At 46.7% G+C, this 18,879-nt stretch carries 19 protein-coding genes; 1 reads left to right on the top strand and 18 read right to left on the bottom strand.

Annotated features, from left to right (window positions below; all coding sequences use genetic code 11):
* Window positions 1-145 precede the first annotated feature (145 nt).
* A complete protein-coding gene (locus tag MKY24_RS09910; protein ID WP_013309874.1) occupies window positions 146-574 on the top strand; it encodes an organic hydroperoxide resistance protein in 429 nt (142 codons plus the stop codon).
* A gap of 372 nt (window positions 575-946) precedes the next feature.
* Here the strand turns inward: MKY24_RS09910 and MKY24_RS09905 are convergent, their stop codons facing one another.
* The 18 genes from MKY24_RS09905 to smc form a co-directional block, all read right to left on the bottom strand.
* Window positions 947-2,566: a YifB family Mg chelatase-like AAA ATPase gene (locus tag MKY24_RS09905; RefSeq protein ID WP_339201877.1), complete on the bottom strand. Its 1,620-nt coding sequence runs from the start codon at window positions 2,564-2,566 to the stop codon at window positions 947-949.
* A gap of 163 nt (window positions 2,567-2,729) precedes the next feature.
* The gene (locus MKY24_RS09900; protein WP_023988178.1) at window positions 2,730-3,281 is read right to left on the bottom strand and encodes a nitroreductase; all 552 of its coding nucleotides are present in this window, start codon (window positions 3,279-3,281) and stop codon (window positions 2,730-2,732) included.
* Between the two features lie 155 nt (window positions 3,282-3,436).
* Window positions 3,437-3,820 (bottom strand): YraN family protein, encoded by a 384-nt coding sequence (locus tag MKY24_RS09895; RefSeq protein ID WP_279830974.1) that lies wholly within the window; start codon window positions 3,818-3,820, stop codon window positions 3,437-3,439.
* The gene (locus MKY24_RS09890; protein WP_023988176.1) at window positions 3,820-4,119 is read right to left on the bottom strand and encodes an EscU/YscU/HrcU family type III secretion system export apparatus switch protein; all 300 of its coding nucleotides are present in this window, start codon (window positions 4,117-4,119) and stop codon (window positions 3,820-3,822) included. The genes MKY24_RS09895 and MKY24_RS09890 overlap by 1 nt, the downstream gene beginning before the upstream one ends.
* Window positions 4,116-6,221 (bottom strand): DNA ligase, encoded by a 2,106-nt coding sequence (locus MKY24_RS09885; RefSeq protein ID WP_339201876.1) that lies wholly within the window; start codon window positions 6,219-6,221, stop codon window positions 4,116-4,118. The genes MKY24_RS09890 and MKY24_RS09885 overlap by 4 nt, the downstream gene beginning before the upstream one ends.
* Before the next feature lie 90 nt (window positions 6,222-6,311).
* Window positions 6,312-6,959: a ribonuclease HII gene (locus MKY24_RS09880; RefSeq protein ID WP_209941739.1), complete on the bottom strand. Its 648-nt coding sequence runs from the start codon at window positions 6,957-6,959 to the stop codon at window positions 6,312-6,314.
* 210 nt (window positions 6,960-7,169) lie between these two features.
* Window positions 7,170-8,030, bottom strand: coding sequence for a ribosome biogenesis GTPase YlqF (gene ylqF, locus MKY24_RS09875; protein WP_023988173.1), 861 nt, complete (start codon window positions 8,028-8,030; stop codon window positions 7,170-7,172).
* 86 nt (window positions 8,031-8,116) lie between these two features.
* Complete coding sequence (gene lepB, locus MKY24_RS09870) at window positions 8,117-8,743, bottom strand: signal peptidase I (protein WP_013309866.1); 627 nt, start codon at window positions 8,741-8,743, stop codon at window positions 8,117-8,119.
* A gap of 101 nt (window positions 8,744-8,844) precedes the next feature.
* Window positions 8,845-9,189 carry a 50S ribosomal protein L19 gene (rplS, locus tag MKY24_RS09865; RefSeq protein WP_010346403.1) on the bottom strand — a complete coding sequence of 115 codons (345 nt, stop codon included), beginning with the start codon at window positions 9,187-9,189 and terminating at the stop codon, window positions 8,845-8,847.
* Between the two features lie 224 nt (window positions 9,190-9,413).
* On the bottom strand, window positions 9,414-10,232 hold the full coding sequence (gene trmD, locus MKY24_RS09860; RefSeq protein ID WP_023988171.1) for a tRNA (guanosine(37)-N1)-methyltransferase TrmD: 819 nt from the start codon (window positions 10,230-10,232) through the stop codon (window positions 9,414-9,416).
* Window positions 10,232-10,747, bottom strand: coding sequence for a ribosome maturation factor RimM (gene rimM, locus MKY24_RS09855; RefSeq protein ID WP_013309864.1), 516 nt, complete (start codon window positions 10,745-10,747; stop codon window positions 10,232-10,234). The genes trmD and rimM overlap by 1 nt, the downstream gene beginning before the upstream one ends.
* 97 nt (window positions 10,748-10,844) lie before the next feature.
* A complete protein-coding gene (locus tag MKY24_RS09850; RefSeq protein ID WP_013309863.1) occupies window positions 10,845-11,075 on the bottom strand; it encodes a KH domain-containing protein in 231 nt (76 codons plus the stop codon).
* 23 nt (window positions 11,076-11,098) lie between these two features.
* Window positions 11,099-11,371 carry a 30S ribosomal protein S16 gene (gene rpsP, locus MKY24_RS09845; RefSeq protein ID WP_013309862.1) on the bottom strand — a complete coding sequence of 91 codons (273 nt, stop codon included), beginning with the start codon at window positions 11,369-11,371 and terminating at the stop codon, window positions 11,099-11,101.
* Between the two features lie 67 nt (window positions 11,372-11,438).
* Window positions 11,439-12,815 (bottom strand): signal recognition particle protein, encoded by a 1,377-nt coding sequence (ffh, locus tag MKY24_RS09840; RefSeq protein WP_023988170.1) that lies wholly within the window; start codon window positions 12,813-12,815, stop codon window positions 11,439-11,441.
* Between the two features lie 52 nt (window positions 12,816-12,867).
* On the bottom strand, window positions 12,868-13,236 hold the full coding sequence (locus MKY24_RS09835; RefSeq protein ID WP_023988169.1) for a putative DNA-binding protein: 369 nt from the start codon (window positions 13,234-13,236) through the stop codon (window positions 12,868-12,870).
* A 166-nt stretch (window positions 13,237-13,402) separates the two neighbouring features.
* Entirely contained in the window at window positions 13,403-14,053 is a 651-nt protein-coding gene (locus MKY24_RS09830) for a hemolysin III family protein (protein ID WP_023988168.1), read from the bottom strand.
* A 162-nt stretch (window positions 14,054-14,215) separates the two neighbouring features.
* Window positions 14,216-15,232, bottom strand: coding sequence for a signal recognition particle-docking protein FtsY (ftsY, locus tag MKY24_RS09825; RefSeq protein WP_339201875.1), 1,017 nt, complete (start codon window positions 15,230-15,232; stop codon window positions 14,216-14,218).
* 38 nt (window positions 15,233-15,270) lie between these two features.
* Window positions 15,271-18,840: a chromosome segregation protein SMC gene (gene smc / locus MKY24_RS09820; RefSeq protein ID WP_053325229.1), complete on the bottom strand. Its 3,570-nt coding sequence runs from the start codon at window positions 18,838-18,840 to the stop codon at window positions 15,271-15,273.
* Window positions 18,841-18,879: the final 39 nt, after the last annotated feature.

Raw genomic sequence — 18,879 nt, 5'->3', positions numbered from 1 at the left:
TGTCTGATCACCTACTTTCGTCATTATTTTAGCACATTATATAATAAAATACATGCTAATTGCACAAAATACTTTACAAACTATAATTATTTTGATAAATTAAATTGTGTAAAATATAAATTGAGCGAGAGGCAGTGATTGGATTATGATGACCATTCAACAAAAAATGTATGAAACAACAGTAAAAGCGGTTGGTGGACGTAACGGTTATATCGAGTCTTCTTCCCCTGAACTTCGTTTAGATATTGATACCCCAAAAGAAATGGGCGGCGCAGGCGGTGCAGGTACAAATCCAGAGCAATTGTTCGCAGCAGGCTATTCCGCTTGCTTTGACAGTGCCTTAAATATGGTTGCTCGCATGCAACGTGTTAAGCATGAAGGTACTGAAGTAACAGCTACGGTCCATTTCGGCAAAGTGGAAGACGGCGGCTTCGGAATTGGAGTAAACCTCGATGTATTGGTAAAAGGCGTCGATCATGAAACCGCAGTAAAGCTCGTGGAAGGCGCACATGAACAATGTCCATACTCCCGTGCTACCCGCGGTAATATTGAAGTGAAACTGAACGTTTTGTAACTTAAATTTTCTTTAGCACATGTAGGGGGAATCTCCATCTCTCTTCATGGATTCAATAGTTTCGTTAGAATGAATTTCACAACAAGCCCCTCAATCGTTTTTTGTCGAGGGGCTTATTATCCTTTCAGCTATCCCTTCGTTAAAGACTGTTTATTTTTTTCCATCAAGTAACATGGGAGATGCTGCATAATCGTATATACGAAACTGATATACTCATAGTATAATCACTATTGTCATAATCTTATTTTTCTTCTCCAGATCTTTATTGTCTGGAGCTTTTTTTGTCCTTTTTTCCATTTTCTATTGTACATACCCTTTGGAAAAACTCTTTTATAAAAATGATCGTGTTATAACTACTAGTTTTATTGCTTTTTAACTTTCGGGAAAACTGGCATTTGCTCTATCCATATGGCGGTATTGAATAGCTTCAGCCACATGTGAAGTCAAAATTTTCTCTGAGTCATGTAAGTCTGCAATGGTACGCGAAAGCTTGAGAATTCGATCATACGCACGCATGCTTAAACCGAGTGCGTCCATTGTCTGATCAAGCAAGTCCGCTGCATTTTTTTCTAATATGGCATATTTACGAAGCATCTGACCGGACAGCTCACTATTCCATGAAAAGGGAAGCTTGCTATATCTGTGGATTTGTATCGCTTGAGCAGCCAGCACCTGCCTTCGCATTTCAGCGGATGACAATGATTCTTTTTCCTCCCGCCAATCCTTCGGCTGCGATACTTCAAGCTGAAGATCAATCCGATCCAGCAGTGGACCGGAAATACGTGAACGGTAGCGAGCTACTGCTGCAGGTGAACAGGTACAGCGCTGATGTTCCGTATCATTTCCGAAAAAGCCACAGTGACACGGATTTAAAGAGGCAGCAAGTAAAAAATGCGCCGGATACTTAAAAACAGCACGTGAACGACTGATCGTAACATTGTGGTCTTCCAATGGTTGGCGCAGCACTTCTAGTACATGACGGCTAAACTCAGGCAACTCATCCAGAAATAAAATCCCCCGGTGTGCAAGACTGATTTCTCCTGGTTTGGGTATACCTCCCCCACCCACCAAACCAGCAGCAGAGATCGTATGATGAGGCGAACGGAAGGGACGAATATTCATCAGATGAGGCGATGACTCCTTCCACTTCCCGGCAGCGCTGTATACTTTGGTGACTTCAAGCGCCTCCTTTTCAGTCAAAGGCGGAAGGATAGATGGCAACCTGCGGATGAGCATGGTTTTCCCAGCCCCCGGCGGTCCCATAAGCAGGATATTATGCATTCCGGCTGCAGCGATGACTAACGCACGCTTGGCGTGCAGCTGACCCAGCACATCGCTGTAATCCTCCATGTTGCTAGTTATCTCTTCTTTCTCACACAACGGTAAATGCTCTGCCTGAGGTAAATGGCCATAGGAACAGATCATGACTTGTTTACTGGCAGTACAACTCTGATTTGTCGCTTGCCTATCAACAGTCCCTTGTGCACGATCTTCAATCGGGATAAGATCTGCTAGATGACGTATAGCGTAAATACGTATCCCCGTAATCAGACGAGCCTCGCTTGCGTTTTCCTGGGGAAGCAGCACGGAGTTGAATCCTTCTCGCTTGGCCAGATCAACCATGGACAGCACCCCATTTACAGGGCGAATACTGCCATCCAGCGCCAGCTCGCCAATAAACAGCGTCCGTTCTCCCACGGGTAAAACGACCTGTTCACTGGTTGTCAGCAACCCTAAAGCGATAGCAAGGTCAAAAGATGAACCTTCCTTACGCAAATCAGCAGGAGCTAAATTAATCGTGACACGCTGGGACGGATATTTAAAGCCACAGTTTTTAATTGCTGCTCTGACACGCTCCACTGCCTCTCGAATCGCCGAATCCGGCAATCCTATAATCGCTGTCTGAGGCAAGCCATTGGACAAATCAATCTCAACTTCAATCAGAACGCCATCTATTCCATACAGACAAGCTCCGTGTAATTTTCCATACATATCAAAAAGCACCTCTCCTCATATTGGAATGCTCCCTCTCGGGAATCATTGCATATATGAAAAAAGGTGCTTCCAAATTTTCATTCTTTGCAAATGTAATGTTCGAAATTTTAGCTTCGAACTATGCTTTCAAAATTCTTGACTAAGTTTATCTGACGACAGATTATTTGTCAAACAAGGTCAGCTTATCGGCTGCGGGAGTACGTGGTCTTGATTCCGGGATAACGTCAGGATAGCCTGCATATATCATTCCTATTACCTTCTCACCCGGTTGAATTCCCAAGTGCTCACGGAACTTAGGCGAATACAAAAATGGCTTTGTCACCCAAAACGTTCCGATTCCTTTGCTCCATGCGGCAAGCATAAAGTTTTGTACAAGCGCGCTGACCGCTGCAAAATCCTCATCCCAAACCGCTTGACGCGGGTCTTCTTCCAGCACTACTAAAAGCTGGATCGGGTTGTGCAAAATGCCGCTCTCAAACTTGTTGTCCTTACCGATATCGGCTGCAATTGCTTTTGCAAGCTTTTTCCGTCCTTCACCAGCAAACAACAGAAAACGCCACGGTTCACGCATTTTATGATTAGGAGCCCACACAGCGACGTCCAGCAGTTCTTTGATCGTATCTACCGGAATGGAGTCGGATTTAAATCGTTTAATTGTCCGGCGTTCCTGAATTACATCTATGACATGTTCACTAAAGGTTTGCTTTGTCACGTAAATCCTCCTTCACAGGTACAACTTCTCGATATTCATTTTCAGATGAAAATGATAACTATTCTCAATAAAATATACCTGTAGCTTTCCTTCCTGTCAACCTGTACATATGAATTCAGTCCCGCACTCTTAGCTTCGAAAAAGCTCTTACTCTTTTAAAATGCGCCTATTAAATGGTCCGTAACAACTGCCTTTTCGTCAGTTAATTGTACAGAAACCATGTCAAAGCGGATGGGAGCATCTCCAATCCCGTTCATATGCAAATACACAGCGGCTGTTTGGCGAACTTGGGCTATTTTACGTGCAGTAACTGATTCTGCTGGCGTTCCATATTTGGAGCTACTTCGACTACGCACCTCAATAAACACAAGTGTATGCTCCTGCTTGGCAATCAGATCTATTTCACCACTGCGGCATCGCCAATTACGCTCTATGATACGGTAACCCAAGTTTTCTAAAAACAAAGCCGCTACCTCTTCGCCCATCGCTCCTTTGGCTTTCCGTTGATCCTTGCCTCCAGCCTTCATTTCATTCCACATCACCAGTCATCCCTTGAAGCAAGCCGATCCATTTGATATATATAGGTAAGCACCTCTGCCACCAACTGATAGAGCTCAGCAGGGATTTGTTCGTCCAAATCAAGTTTGGACAGTACTTCTACCAGCGCAGCATCCTCCTGTACTGGAACACCATGTTCTTTAGCTTTTTCTAAAATGCTATCCGCAATACGGCCGCTCCCTTTGGCAACGACAATCGGTGCTTCGCTCTCACCAGGCGTATATTTAAGGGCGACCGCCTTCTTTATGGAAGGAGAAGGAGGTTCCAACGGCTCTTTCATATTTTAAGATCGACTCCTTTATACGGCTGAGGCACATAGCTTTGTACTTCAGAAGAGGCGAGGCTGTTCTGTTCAGTCCTTATGGGCATGGGCTCGGTACGAAGCGATAGAAGCTGGTATCCTAGTGACTCCAACGCTGTGTGAATGGACTCACGCCCACTGGTTAACAACGAAGCCGCCCATTCATGATCATTATGGAGCTTGACACTTACAATCCGATCTACAACCTGGACATCTACCAGGGTCGGTCCAAGTCCCTTCATGTCCAAATCAAACCAAAGACGACAGTTGGAGGCGTCCAGCTCTCCCCGTTTGCCGCGGCGGGACTGAATCTGGATCGTAGCTGTTTCGCGACCGTCCGGTCCAACGAATGGTATAAACATGTGTACTTGTGCAAAAGGCGCCGTTCGGTCTGTATTGAGCAGCAACTGCTGACCTGTCAGGTGCTGTACAACCTGCTGAGCCGCCTCTTTCAAAGCGGGCGGCAGGTCGTCACTGCTCATCAGCTGGAGCAGTGCCCCTTTTACGGTGTCTGCGTCTGCTGACACCGTGTCCCCAGACGCAGCCGCTAATCCCGGCAGCGTCTGGGGCATTCCCTCTGGCGGCTCCATACGTGCCGCCGCCCCTTGCGCGACCTGTGTAGTCGCGCGGTGCACTTGCTGCTCGTGCTCTGCACCGAGCAGCTTCAGTACGCGGCCCACCCACGGGTCTTCCGTGGGGGTGAGCTGCGGGCTGGACGCCACAGGCTGCGATGCAGCGGCGTCTGCGGCCCGCGAGGCGCCAGCCGCCCGCTGCGCCACTTCCGCTGCGGGCTGCTCTGGGGCTGCCGTGCTCAGTGCGGGCGGCACCGCCGCGCGTAGCTCTTGCAACAGCGTGCGCAGCCGCTGGAGCGGCACCTCTGGCGCAGCAGTGTTGCCTGCTGTGGATTGCGGCACAGGGGCACCAGCCTGCTGTGCGGAGAGACGGTCAGCCGTGGCTGCGGTTAAGGCGGGCTTTGTCCCCGCAGGCTCTGCCGTGGCAGCCGCTGGAGCGCCATCCGTATCCTTAAGCTGTGTGCTTGCCGCAGTAGCTTGCTGTGACTGTGACTGCTCCACTCTGGTGCGGGGACCATTTAATGCATCAGCACTCGATTCTGGCGCATTTACACCAGCTTCCGATGCCACTGTCGCTCCGCGTCCATTGGCTGCCTCCGATTCTCCTGGAGCAGTCCCTTTGGCTGCAGATGCAGCCCCCGTCGCAGTATCTGAATCTGTTGCCAAAGCACTCGCTGCTGCAGCAAGGTTGGCTGCTTGAGTCCCTTTTAAAAATTCCTTGCCGCCTGTGGTTTGTCCAGCTTCTGTCTGCTTTGCAGCGGCAGAAGCATCCTTGGACAATGTAGGAGCTTGGCCTTCCTGTCCATCTACCACCACAGAAGAAGCACCTGTTGGACTAGCAGACATTCGGTCAGCGTTCTTTATAGCTGTCGATTCCCCCACTGAACGATCAGTGGATATTCCCTGTGCTTGCTGTTTTAATACCGTTTCAAGCTCTTGCTCCAGCGAAGACAACAGATCATTTAAAGGAGGCCCAAACATCGCTTGACGCAATCCGTTTATGCTTTCTGCCGTCAATGGAAGTCCCCGTTGAAAGGCAACTGCCGCCGCCTGCACAAACGTTCCCAATTGTACATTGCCGCTTTGCTTCGCCATAGCTTCTCGCAAAGAAGACGCATTTTCCGACGTCAACGGCACACCATTCTTTTGCATTGCCTGTATAAGCTCCCTGTTCTGAGCTGTATCCGGCAGTCCCACCGATTCCAATACATCTGTCAGCGCTACGGTTTGCTGTGGTGTATTGGCCACATCGTTCAGAGGCTTAAGCACCGTCATTCCGCTGGGGGAAGCCGGTTGAACCTGAAACGTTGTAGTCTGTCCAGGTTGAAGAGGGGTCTCCAGCTTTGCCCTGACCTGAGAACCTTGTATTTGCAACACAGCCTCACCGCCGTCCTCAGACACCTTTAGCACGACTCCTCGTACGACCTGACCTGGCTGCATATCAAGTTTTTTAGCCTCTCCAGCCTTCACATCTCCAAGTAATCCACGAAATACAGATCCGATGTTCATATCGCCCCTCCTCTCACTCTCCCCCATTCAAAGGGGCTTATGGTATTAGTTATACTTTATATCGGCATTGTCCCGATTCATAATAAGTAACTACAGATCAAACAGTGTCGGTTGCTCCGTCAACAAATTGCCCAGAAAGCTGCGTCTATGCATCTTTGTAGGTCCTAGCGCCAAAATTTGTTCCCTGTGCAACTTGGTAGCGTAACCTTTATGTATACCGATCCCATATTCCGGATACTTCGCATCCCATTCACCTTTACACAGCCGATCACGGGTTACCTTGGCGATGATAGAGGCCGCCGCAATGGACTGACTGTTCGCATCTCCTTTAATAATAGAGAGCTGAGGAATAGGCACATCTACCTTTTCTGCATCCACCAGTAAATAATCAGGAGATACATGTAAAGCCTCAATAGCCTGCTTCATAGCCAAACGAGCTGCCTGCTTAATATTGATATCATCAATCGTGTGCGCGTCTACATAGCCAACTCCTACAGCAATAGCCTTCTCCATAATCAGCTCGTAGTATGCTTCTCTCTTCTTGTCCGTCAATTTTTTGGAATCATCCACACCTTCCAGTAACTCACCCACTGGTAAAATGACTGCTGCGGCCACAACATCACCAAACAGGCATCCACGACCTACCTCGTCAATACCTGCAATCCGCTCACAAGACTGCTCCCAGCATTTTTTTTCATAATGTAGCATGTCCTTCACTACAATCTCTTTATTTTCCATATTCAATACCTGCCCATCTATATGTAGTTTAACGCGTCATTCATGCCGTAGCTCTAGCGATTGAATTCAGCTTACCACAGACCTTCACCGTCCAAAACCCTTTTCTAACTGCCTTCAAATACCAAAAAAAACCTTCCTCCTCTCCGGAGAGATGGGGAAGGTTCTTCCTTGCCACAAAATGCTATGTTCTGCATCGGTGTACCAGTAAAATCAGTAAGGAGCTTCCAAACTGAATCGTCCCAGCTTCCCTGCACGCAGCTCACGCAAAATGATTTTTGACGCCTTTTCGAGATCTACACGTCCGCCGCTAACAATACAGCCACGTTTACGTCCGATCGCTTCCATAACGTTGACAATTTCATCAGGATTTTCTGTATCTTCAGGACGTTCGGTGAGCTCAAAGCGCTCTGCCAGTGCATCCCAATAGTACTGAACCAAATATTTAGTCGCAAAAAAGGCAATATCCTCGACATTCAGAATTTCTTCCTTGATCGCACCTGTAACTGCCAGACGATAGCCTACATTCTGATCCTCAAATTTAGGCCATAGAATACCTGGTGTATCCAGCAATTCAATTTCTCCGATCTTGATCCACTGCTGTGCCTTCGTTACCCCTGGACGGTCACCCGTAGCTGCAATATTACGTCCCGCCATTCGGTTGATCAGTGTCGATTTGCCGACATTCGGAATACCAACAATCAACCCACGCATAGGACGCGGGTTCATTCCCTTCCTAATCTGCCGATCTATCTTTTCCTTAAGCAGCAGCTTAGCCTGAATCGGAATTTCTTTTAGTCCCGTCCCAGTTGTGGCATCCACCGGAAGGGCCACATGCCCCTGCTCCTTAAAATAGGCAATCCATTGCTGTGATACTACCGGGTCCGCCAAATCTGCTTTATTCAAAATAATCATCCGCGGCTTGCCTTGCAAAATATCATCAATCATTGGATTTCGGCTGGAGAGCGGCAATCGAGCATCAATCAGCTCAATGACCAAATCAATTAACTTTAATTTTGCTTCAATTTGGCGGCGCGCTCTGGTCATATGACCAGGAAACCATTGAATCGTCACCGTCATCACCCCATTGATCGTAACTCCTACTTTTACCCTTAGGCTCTTAGTTAGGATTACGGCAGCTATGCTGCTTATTAGTTATTCTAGTGGTTAATCCACTGCATATCTTTTGCCGGCCAGAAAATAACGTCAGCCCGACCTACGACTTCCTTCAAATCAATATATCCAATCATCCGACTGTCTGTACTATTGGAACGGTTATCTCCCATTACAAAAATATGCCCTGCCGGAACTTTTCCATCCTTAAACTTCTCATTTGGAAAATTTGTAAACTTGTTGTAAAGCTCGCCATTCTGATGGGCTTCTTCTAAAGGAGCTTTCAAATAAGCTTCCTGAATCGGCTTACCATTTACTGTAATCGTGTCACCTTCTACCTTGACCGTATCTCCTTCAACGGCAATGACGCGTTTGATAAAGTCTCTTCCTTCCTCCGGCACATGAAACACGATCACTTCGCCTGGTTTAGGGGCACGGAAATCATACAAAATCTCATTTACAATGACGCGTTCTCCGGTATGAAAGTTAGGCTGCATCGACGGGCCATCCACAATAAACGGCTTAAAGAGAAGCCAGCGGATTAAAAAGACAAGCACTAACGCAATAATGATGGCCTTGAGCCACTCAAAAATCTCATTTTTTGGTTTACGCTTGGGCGTACCATCCTGATCAGTTGGCTGCTGTACAGCTCCTTGTCCTACTTCTTGCTCCATAGCTCACTGTCCTCTCTTTACGGTCAATAATCCACAGTTCCCTATGTACGTAGAAAAAACGAAAGGAGCTTGTAACCAAGCCCCTTTCGTTATTCGTTGTATTAACGACGAATTTCTTTAATTCTCGCTGCTTTACCGCGCAGTTCACGAAGATAATAAAGCTTCGCACGACGCACTTTACCACGGCGAGCCACGTCGATTTTATCGATTTTCGGGGAATGAAGCGGGAAAGTTCTTTCCACACCTACACCGTAAGAAATTTTACGAACTGTAAAAGTCTCACTGATTCCACCACCACGGCGTTTAATTACAACACCTTCAAACAACTGGATACGCTCACGAGTTCCCTCAATAACTTTCACGTGCACTTTCAAAGTGTCACCAGGACGAAAGTTAGGCAAATCTTTACGCAGTTGTTCTTCAGTGATCGCTTGGACGATATTCATCTATGACTCCCTCCTTCCGTACAGGTGTTCATGCTTCTTCTGGAAACACAACTGTTTCCTTCATCATCCACAGAGGACCACCGTATTACACACAACAGATGTATTGTATCATGGAGGATACCGCATTGCAACAACAAAAAGGGATTTGACCAAACATTATTTAATTGACTCCATTATAAAACAGGTCACTGCCTGCTTTCAAATCCACTCATGTCTAAGGCGCTTTATTGCTTATCCCCCAAACAGTCAGATTTGCGCTGCTCCTCAATCCACATGCGCTCCTTGCCTGTCAGTTCAGCCTGTTCCAACAAGTCTGGTCGGCGTTCCATCGTGCGACGTAACGCCTCTTGGCGTCTCCAAGAATCAATATTGACGTGATGCCCTGACAGGAGTACATCGGGTACTTTCCAGCCCCGAAACTCCGCAGGCCGGGTATAATGGGGGTACTCCAGCAGCCCCGTACTAAACGAGTCCGTTACCGCACTCGTTTCGTTCCCCAGCACTCCTGGTAGCAACCGTGTCACACTGTCAATGACGGTCATGGCTGGAAGCTCACCACCAGTCAATACATAATCTCCGATAGAAAGCTCATCCGTCACCAAATACTCTCGAATACGCTCATCATAACCCTCATAATGCCCACATATAAAAATAAGATGGTCCTCTTTGGCCAGCTCTTCCGCTTTCTTTTGCGTAAAAGTCTCGCCTTGTGGACACATCAAAATGATACGCGGAGATTTTATGTCTGTGTTACGTTCTACCCCTTCATGTTGGATAACTTCATCGGCTGTCTCTAATGTTGGTTGCTCTGATTTATCCAACAGCGCTTCCACAGCAGCAAAAATAGGGTCAGGCTTCAAAACCATGCCGCCCCCACCGCCATAGGGCGTATCATCCACTTGTCCATGCTTGTTGCCAGCATACTGACGAAAATTAACCGCTTGCAGTGATACAATTCCCTTATCCCTTGCTTTTCCCAGAATGCTTGCATTAAATACTCCATCAAACATCTCTGGAAACAGGGTCAGCACATCCACCCTCATTACAGCAGACCTTCCATTAACCGTACCGTAACCCGTTTTTCACGCACGTTTACATCCAAAATAACATCCTCTATATACGGCAATAGCAGTTCCTTGCCTTTAGGCATTTTGACTACCCATACATCATTGGCTCCCGGAGTCAAAATTTCTTTGACCACGCCGAGCTCATTTCCGTCTTCGGTCACCACTTCCATGCCGACTACTTCATGAAAATAGAATTCGTTTTCTTCCAATTCGCCTAACCGCTCAGCAGATACCTTCAACAATGTACCTTTATATTTTTCAACTTCATTAATATTGTGATATTCCTTAAATTTAGCGACAACCATATTTTTTTGAAAACGCGCTGTTTCAACAGTTACGGGGATCGGTGCTTTACCTTCCGCCGGAACAATCAAAAGCTCACTACCTTTAGCAAAACGATCTTCTGGGAAATCTGTCGTCGTTAATATTTTAAGCTCCCCACGGATTCCATGGGTGTTCACAATTTTTCCGACATTAAACAATTGTTGCATCGTGTTCCTCCTGCTTGTAATCGGTCCCGCTCCATATCATCTTCATCATGTACGAAAAAGGGTTAGGACATACATCCTAACCCACTTTCGTATATCTTTAAGATATGATGTCTACGGTAACCCGTTTATCCATCTTAACGGCTGCTGATGCAACCACAGTGCGAAGCGCCTTGGCGATACGACCCTGCTTACCAATGATTTTGCCTACATCCTCAGGATGCACACTAAGCTCATATACAACAAGCCGATCCTTCTCCAAGGTCTTCACGGTTACATCTTCCGGATGATCGACTAAAGCCTTAGCAATGATTATCACTAATTCTTCCATGGTTGACCCTCCGTATCAGCACCTTATTTCTGTAGTTTAGATTCATGAAACTTTTTCATTACGCCCGCTTTGCTAAGCAAGTTACGGACTGTGTCGGATGCTTGTGCACCATCTTGCAACCATTTCAGCGCTTTATCTTCATCAATTTTTACAACCGCTGGTACTGTGATTGGGTTGTAGTAACCGATTTCTTCGATAAAACGACCGTCACGCGGGGAACGAGAATCAGATACCACGACGCGATAGAAAGGAGCTTTATGTGCACCCATACGTTTCAGACGAATACGAACTGCCACGAAAATTCACCTCCTTCAAAAAGTAGACTGTATATTGTTATCCCATAATTCCAAAGGCCTAATGGCCTTAGCGGAAAGGAAACTTCATACCTTTGCCCATACTCTTCAGCTGCTTCATAGCCTTGTTTTTGCCACCCTTAGGTCCCATCATGTCTGAGAACTGCTTCATCATGCGGCGCATTTCGTCAAATTGCTTTATCAGACGATTTACCTCAGCCAGTGATGTTCCACTGCCTACAGAAATACGTTTGCGTCGGCTATGATTAATCATGTCTGGGTTTTGCTTTTCCTGTGTGGTCATAGAATGAACGATAGCCTCAATCCGGCCCATCTGTTTGTCATCCACTTTGATATCTTTCATTTGCTTCATGTTGCCCATACCGGGAATCATATCAAGAATCTGGTCGATTGGACCAAGCTTCTTAACTTGATCCATTTGCTCCAGAAAATCTTCAAAAGTAAACTCGGCATTACGCATTTTCCGTTCCATTTCCTTCGCCTTATCGGCGTCGATATTGGACTGCGCTTTTTCAATCAGGGACAACATGTCACCCATGCCTAAAATCCGTGAAGCCATCCGTTCAGGATGAAACGGCTCCATCGCATCCAGCTTTTCACCCAATGTAGCAAACTTGATCGGGCATCCCGTCACAGCCTTAACTGATAAAGCTGCACCACCACGAGTGTCACCATCCAGCTTCGTCAGTACAACTCCCGTCAACTCCAAGCTACTATTAAAGTGCTCTGCAACGTTAACCGCGTCCTGCCCCGTCATGCTATCTACAACCAGTAGAACTTCATCCGGGTTGACGTTGGTATGAATCTGACGTAACTCTTCCATGAGCTCTTCATCAACATGAAGACGACCCGCAGTATCTATAATAACGTAGTCATTACCATTATCCTTAGCATGCTGCAAACCCTGTTTCGCAATTTCTACCGGGCTTGTCTGATCTCCCAGTGTAAATACAGGAGTATTAATCTGCTCCCCCAGAACCTGAAGTTGCTTGATCGCGGCTGGTCTATAAATATCACCAGCTACAAGCAATGGACGATGATTTTGCTTTTGCAACAATTTCGCCAGTTTACCAGACGTCGTCGTCTTACCTGCGCCCTGGAGACCCACCATCATAATGACCGTAGGCGGTTTGTTTGCTTTGGCAAGCTTGGCCTGACTGCCACCCATCAACTCGGTCAGTTCCTTGTTCACGATGTCGATGATGACCATGCCTGGCGTAAAGCTGTCCATCACTTCCTTACCAACGGATTTCTCCTTTACCTTGGCAATAAAGTCCTTTACAACCTTGAAGTTAACGTCCGCCTCAAGCAAAGCTAATCGTACTTCACGCATCGCCTGAGCTACATCATCCTCAGACACTTTTCCTTTACCGCGCAGTTTACTGAATACATTTTGCAAGCGAGTCGATAATCCTTCAAATGCCATACTTTCGCACCTCCTTGTCTACCAGGGTTGTTTGTTCTTATATCTATATGTCCTACAATTCCTGCAGGCGATTTACAATTTGATGGACATGTTGCAGAGTGCCTTCATCGGACTCACCGATTTTACCGAATGCCTCATACAACGTCTTATTTAATTCTTCGAGATCTTGGATTCTACGCTCATACTTACTTAGCAAACCAAGCTTTTCCTCGTACATTTCCAATACCTGTTCAGCACGTTTAATATGTTCATACACTGCCTGACGGCTAATTTGAAATTCCGATGCAATTTCCCCTAAAGAAAAATCATCATGGAAGTAATATTTTAAAAACATCTGTTGCTTCTCTGTAAGCAGAGGTTCATAGAAGTCAAACAGTCGGTTAATCCGGTTTGTCTTTTCCAGCCGATTCTCCTGACTCATCTTGTATACCTCCATCGTCAAGGAAAAACACTTTACAGTTCTTTTCAACGTTCCTTATGATACATAAAAGAAAAGAAGATGTCAAGCGTTATCCCTTGTCATACAAAAAAAAGCCGATCCACTGCCCTTAAACGGAAGTACGGATCGGCTTTTTGCCCACTGTTACTTAAACCCTTACTGGAGTAAGATACAGCAGAACAGCCAGAAAATGAAGTATGCTGCCTGCTAAAACAAACAGATGCCAGATCGCATGGTGATATGGAAATGCCCGCCACACATAGAAAATCGTGCCCAACGTATACATTAGACCACCTACGAACAATAACGTCATCCCTCCGGCGGGAACAGTCGCAACAAGAGGATTCCAGGCAATGGTGATGAGCCAGCCCATCACAATGTAAAACACGGTAGACATAAACAGAAAGCGCTTGGTGAAAAACGCCTTGAACAACACACCAAACAGTGCAATCCCCCAAATCACTCCAAACAGTGTCCATCCCATAGTACCTCGCAGTGCAACGAGCATAAACGGGGTGTAGCTGCCTGCAATGAACAGGTAAATGCAAGAATGATCGAATATTTCGAACAAATCTTTCATTTTCCCTTCACGCAGGCTATGAAGCAACGTTGAATTGGTGTACAACAGCAACATCGTAATCCCGTAAATCGTAAAGCTGACGACATGCCAAGTGGTTCCTTTCATGCTAGCAAAAACAATGAGCAACACAAGCGCTGCTACGCTTAAAACGGCTCCAATTCCATGTGTAATGGCGTTGGCTACTTCTTCCCGTCGGGAGTAGGTATAGGTGTTTGCCATCGGTTTTTCACCCGGCTTCCTGATTTATATTTTACATACAAGATACATTACATATACAGCATCGACAGACTTCTTGCTTTCATTATACATCTGGGCGAACTTGAGCAGCAACAGGATGGCTACTTAGTCCCAAACGTAGTATGAAAGCCTACTTTAAACGTATCAGTTCTGTTCTTCCTCGCCTGTAGCAGTTGCTTCGACCGTCTCTTCCTGAATCAACCCCGCAAACAACGCATGAACGAATTGCTCGGAATCAAACGGTTGAAGATCATTCACTTTTTCACCTAAGCCCACCAGCTTAACAGGCAAATTCATCTCCTGACGTATGGCCACAACAATCCCGCCCTTCGCTGTACCATCCAACTTCGTTAGTACCAGCCCGGTTACACCGCTTTTCTCACCAAACAGCTTGGCTTGGTTAAGTGCATTTTGTCCAGTCGTCGCATCAAGTACCAACAACACTTCATGTGGAGCATCTGGAATTTCGCGTTGAATCACACGGAAAATTTTGTTCAGTTCCTCCATTAGATTGCTTTTATTCTGAAGACGTCCTGCGGTATCACACAACAAAACATCCACTTTACGCTGCTTGGCAGCCTGTACGGCATCAAACATAACCGCAGCCGGATCGGAACCGGATTGCTGCTTAATAACCTCTACACCTGCCCGTTCGCCCCATACCTCCAACTGTTCAATCGCACCCGCCCGGAACGTATCCCCAGCAGCCAACAATACTTTTTTGCCCTCTTGTTTAAAACGGTGAGCTAACTTGCCAATGGTTGTTGTTTTGCCGACGCCATTGACTCCCACGAATAAAATGACTGTAATCCCGTCAGGACTCATTTTGAGCTGACTATTGTCATTACCCCGCAGCAACTCGGACAGCTTTTCCGACAATACAGGCTGTAACTCGGATGCGTCCTCGATTTTGCGCTTTTTCACTTCTTCTCGCAGGTCTTCAATGAGGTTCATAACCGTGTTGACGCCTACGTCTGCTCCGATCAGAATTTCTTCCAGTTCCTCATAAAATTCCTCATCAATCTTTTTACGGCGAATCATCAAGTCCGTTACTTTTTCAACAAAACCTTTACGTGTTTTTTCCAAACCATCTTTGAACTGTTTTGTGACAGATTCAGTTTTGTTTGCAATGCTTTCCTTCAATTTTCTAAAGAAACTCATGGATTCCCTCCGTTGGTCTGAAAGTATGTTATTTAATGTCAGGCAATCTCAGCTTCATCGTTGTCCAGCTTGACAGATACGAGTTTGGAAACCCCGCCTTCCTCCATCGTAACCCCGTACAGCACATCAGATTCTTCCATTGTGCCCTTGCGGTGTGTGACTACAATGAACTGTGTCTGCTCCGAGAATTCTCGTAAATACTGGGCAAAACGCACCACGTTTGCTTCGTCCAATGCAGCCTCTACTTCATCGAGTACACAGAATGGAACAGGTTTAACGTGTAAAATGGCAAATAGTAACGCCATCGCTGTTAACGCACGCTCACCGCCCGACAGTAGCTGCAAGTTTTGCAGTTTTTTGCCCGGTGGTTGAGCTACGATGTCGATTCCCGTCTCCAGCAAGCGTTCCGGGTCAAGCAGCACGAGATCAGCACGTCCGCCTCCGAACAGCTTGGAGAATACCGTTCCAAATTCGCGCCGAATAGCATCGAATGTAGTCTTAAAGCGTTTGGACATTTCTTCATCCATTTCACGAATAACCTGATAAAGCGTTGTCTTGGCCTCCACCAAATCAGACTTTTGCTCATCAAGAAACGTATAACGCTCATGCACACGCTGGTATTCCTCAATGGCGCCTAGATTCACCTCACCTAACGCGGAAATACCACGTTTGAGCCTTTCTACCTCACTCTGCGTACCTTCAATATCTTCAGGTATAGGGTAACGCTGCTTGGCTAACTCATAGCTGAGTTCATAATCATCACTTAATTTTTTCAGAACATTTTCCAGTTCCACATCAAGTCGATTTACTCCAATTTCCGTTTGACGAAGCAACTCCTCCACTGACTTGAGCTGAATTCGCTGTTCTTTCGTGTCGTTCTCAGCCACTTCCAGCTTTTTGGACAAGCTGCTGCGTGCAGCCCGCTTGAATTCCAGTTGCTGTGCGGCTTCTTCCTTTTTCAAACGGTATTGATTGAGATTTTCAATCTGTTTCACGGTCTCCTGCTCATTGGTCAGCAAATCTGCTTCGATGGAAGCAAGCAAGGTCTTGTTTTGTCTCGAATCCTTACCAAGAGTATCATAATCCCCACGCAATCTGCGCAGCTGCTCTTCCAATGAAAAGCGCTCCTGGTCCAGCTTTCCTTCTCTTACCTTGAGATTCGTGAGCTCTCCCTGCAGCTGCTCTTTGGCAGATTCGTTGGCTTTACGGGCGAATTCGGCAGCGTGAATGGCCTGATGCGTTTTCTTCTCTTCTTCCTCCAGCGCAGCCAACTTTACCAACGCTTCTTCACGGGAAGTTTCCAGCTCCTTGATTTCCTGATCAAAGCCCTTTTTCTCCTGACCAGACGCAGCGACCTGCTCCAGAACATGACGAAGTTCATGCTCCAGTTGCTTGAGCTCCATTGCCATCTGCTGCTCTTCACCGCGCTTCACATCGCCGCCCTGACGCAACTCGTCCAGACGGGTCTGTGTCTCCTCCAGCTGGCGTTTGGTATCTATTGCACTCTGGCGCAACCTTGCAATTTGCTGCTCCGTATCTACAATGTCTTGATCCAACTGATCCAGCTGACGTTTACGTCCAAGCAGATTAGCATTTTTCTTGAACTGGCTTCCCCCAGTCATGGAACCCCCTGCATTGACAACATCGCCTTCCAAAGTGACCACGCGGTATCTATATTGGCAACGGGCCGCAATACGGTTTGCATCTTCCAACGTACGGGCAATGACCACATTCCCCAAGAGACTGCCTACAATTCCGGCATATCGATCATCATACTGAACAAGATCTGCACCGATCCCGACAAAGCCTTCAGCGCCTTCTGCAATTTGGCGTTCCCCCGCACCGATTTGACGCGGGCGGATAACATCCATAGGCAAAAATGTCGCTCTGCCCAGTTGACGTTGCTTTAGAAAACTGATCGCCTGTCTGGATACGGATTCATTTTCCATCACGATATGCTGAACTGAAGCACCCAAAGCGGTCTCCATCGCCTGCTCTAAATGCTCAGGCACCCGAATCAGCTCCGCTACCGCTCCATGTACACCGTGCAAGGTTTCTTTTCGTGCAGCCTTCAATACCTCTTTAACTCCAAGCATGAAGCCGTCAAAATCATCCTGCATTTCCTTCATCGTATCTCGCCGTGAAATTAGAGCCTCTCGTTTTTGTTCCCATTTACGAACCGTACCCTGGTTTTCTTCCAGTAGTTTTTGCAGGGCTTGGTACTTTTCACTTCCCTGAATATAGCCACTACGCAAACTACTGATTTCCTGCCCCAGCTTCTGAACAGCAGCTTCCAGTCCCTTTTTGCGCTGTTCAAGCTGTACTTTCTGGGCTTCCCATTTGCCGGATTCGTCACTTACACGAGTCACACGCCGTTCCAATGCTTCCTTCTGTTGGTCTGTATAACGAATTTCGTTACGCGCCTGTGCCATCTGATTCATCAGCTCCAGCAGACCACCCTTTAGGCTTTCTTCCTGCTCCTGGCTGATTCCGCCTGTAACACCAATCAGTTTGGCCTCTTCGTCAGACAGCCGCCCACGCAACTCGTCAAGCTCTACATTCAGTGCAGACAGCTTTTCGTTCAGTTGATCCAGTTCACTCCTGCGCTCGGAATGCCGTGATTCGCTTGTGCTAAGTGATAAGATCAATTGTTCCCGATTAGCCTCCAGATTGCGTGTGCGCTCTTTGAGCAATTCGCCGTAGCCTTCACTTTTCTCCGTCGCTTCACTGTATTGCAGCAGATCCCTTTGCAACCGCTCTACTTGCTCTTCCAGCTGGCGTAATTCGTTGCGGTCGCTTTCCAGCATCGCATCGTGGCGGGACACCACTGTAGACAACTGAAGTTGCTCCTGCTGCAGCAAAGCTAATTTGGAAGTCGCATCGCTCCACGAAGTATGAATTTGTTCAATTTGATGGACGTACATTGAAATTTCTTTGGATTTCAATTCACCGCGCAGCTCTTTAAAATGAATCGCCTTTTCAGACTGCTCCTTAAGCGGTCCAATCTGATCCTCCAGTTCACTAACCAAATCGTGAATACGCAGTAAATTTTGCTCCGTTTCATCCAGCTTGCGAACCGCATCTTTTTTACGCGATTTATACTTTACGATACCCGAGGCTTCCTCAAAAATACCTCGACGATCCTCAGATCGGGTACTCAGAATTTCTTCGATGCGTCCCTGTCCAATAATTGAATAAGCTTCTTTACCAATCCCTGTATCCATAAACAGCTCTGTAATATCTCGGAGTCTGCATGATTGCCGATTAATGAAATATTCACTATCCCCACTTCGATGTACACGTCGCGTTACCGTGACTTCACCAAAATCCAGAGGCAACGCCTGATCTTCATTATCCAACGTAAGCGATACTTCACCGTAATTAACAGCCTTACGAGCATCACTACCCGCAAAAATAATGTCCTCCATTTTGCCGCCACGCAGTGATTTGGCACTCTGTTCGCCAAGCACCCAACGAATCCCGTCGGAAATATTACTTTTTCCGCTTCCGTTGGGTCCGACGACTGCCGTAATGCCGCGGACAAATTCCATTTCCGTTTTATCTGCAAACGATTTGAAGCCCGCCAGCTCAATGCGCTTTAAAAACATGCTCAATCTCACCTCTAACATTTCAAATATGCTTGTACA

It is taken from the genome of Paenibacillus sp. FSL P2-0322, from assembly GCF_037975315.1.
In the GTDB taxonomy this organism is placed as follows: Bacteria; Bacillota; Bacilli; order Paenibacillales; family Paenibacillaceae; genus Paenibacillus; species Paenibacillus polymyxa_B.
The sequence above is the reverse complement of the archived record's forward strand: the minus strand, read 5'-3'. Positions and strand labels throughout refer to the sequence as shown.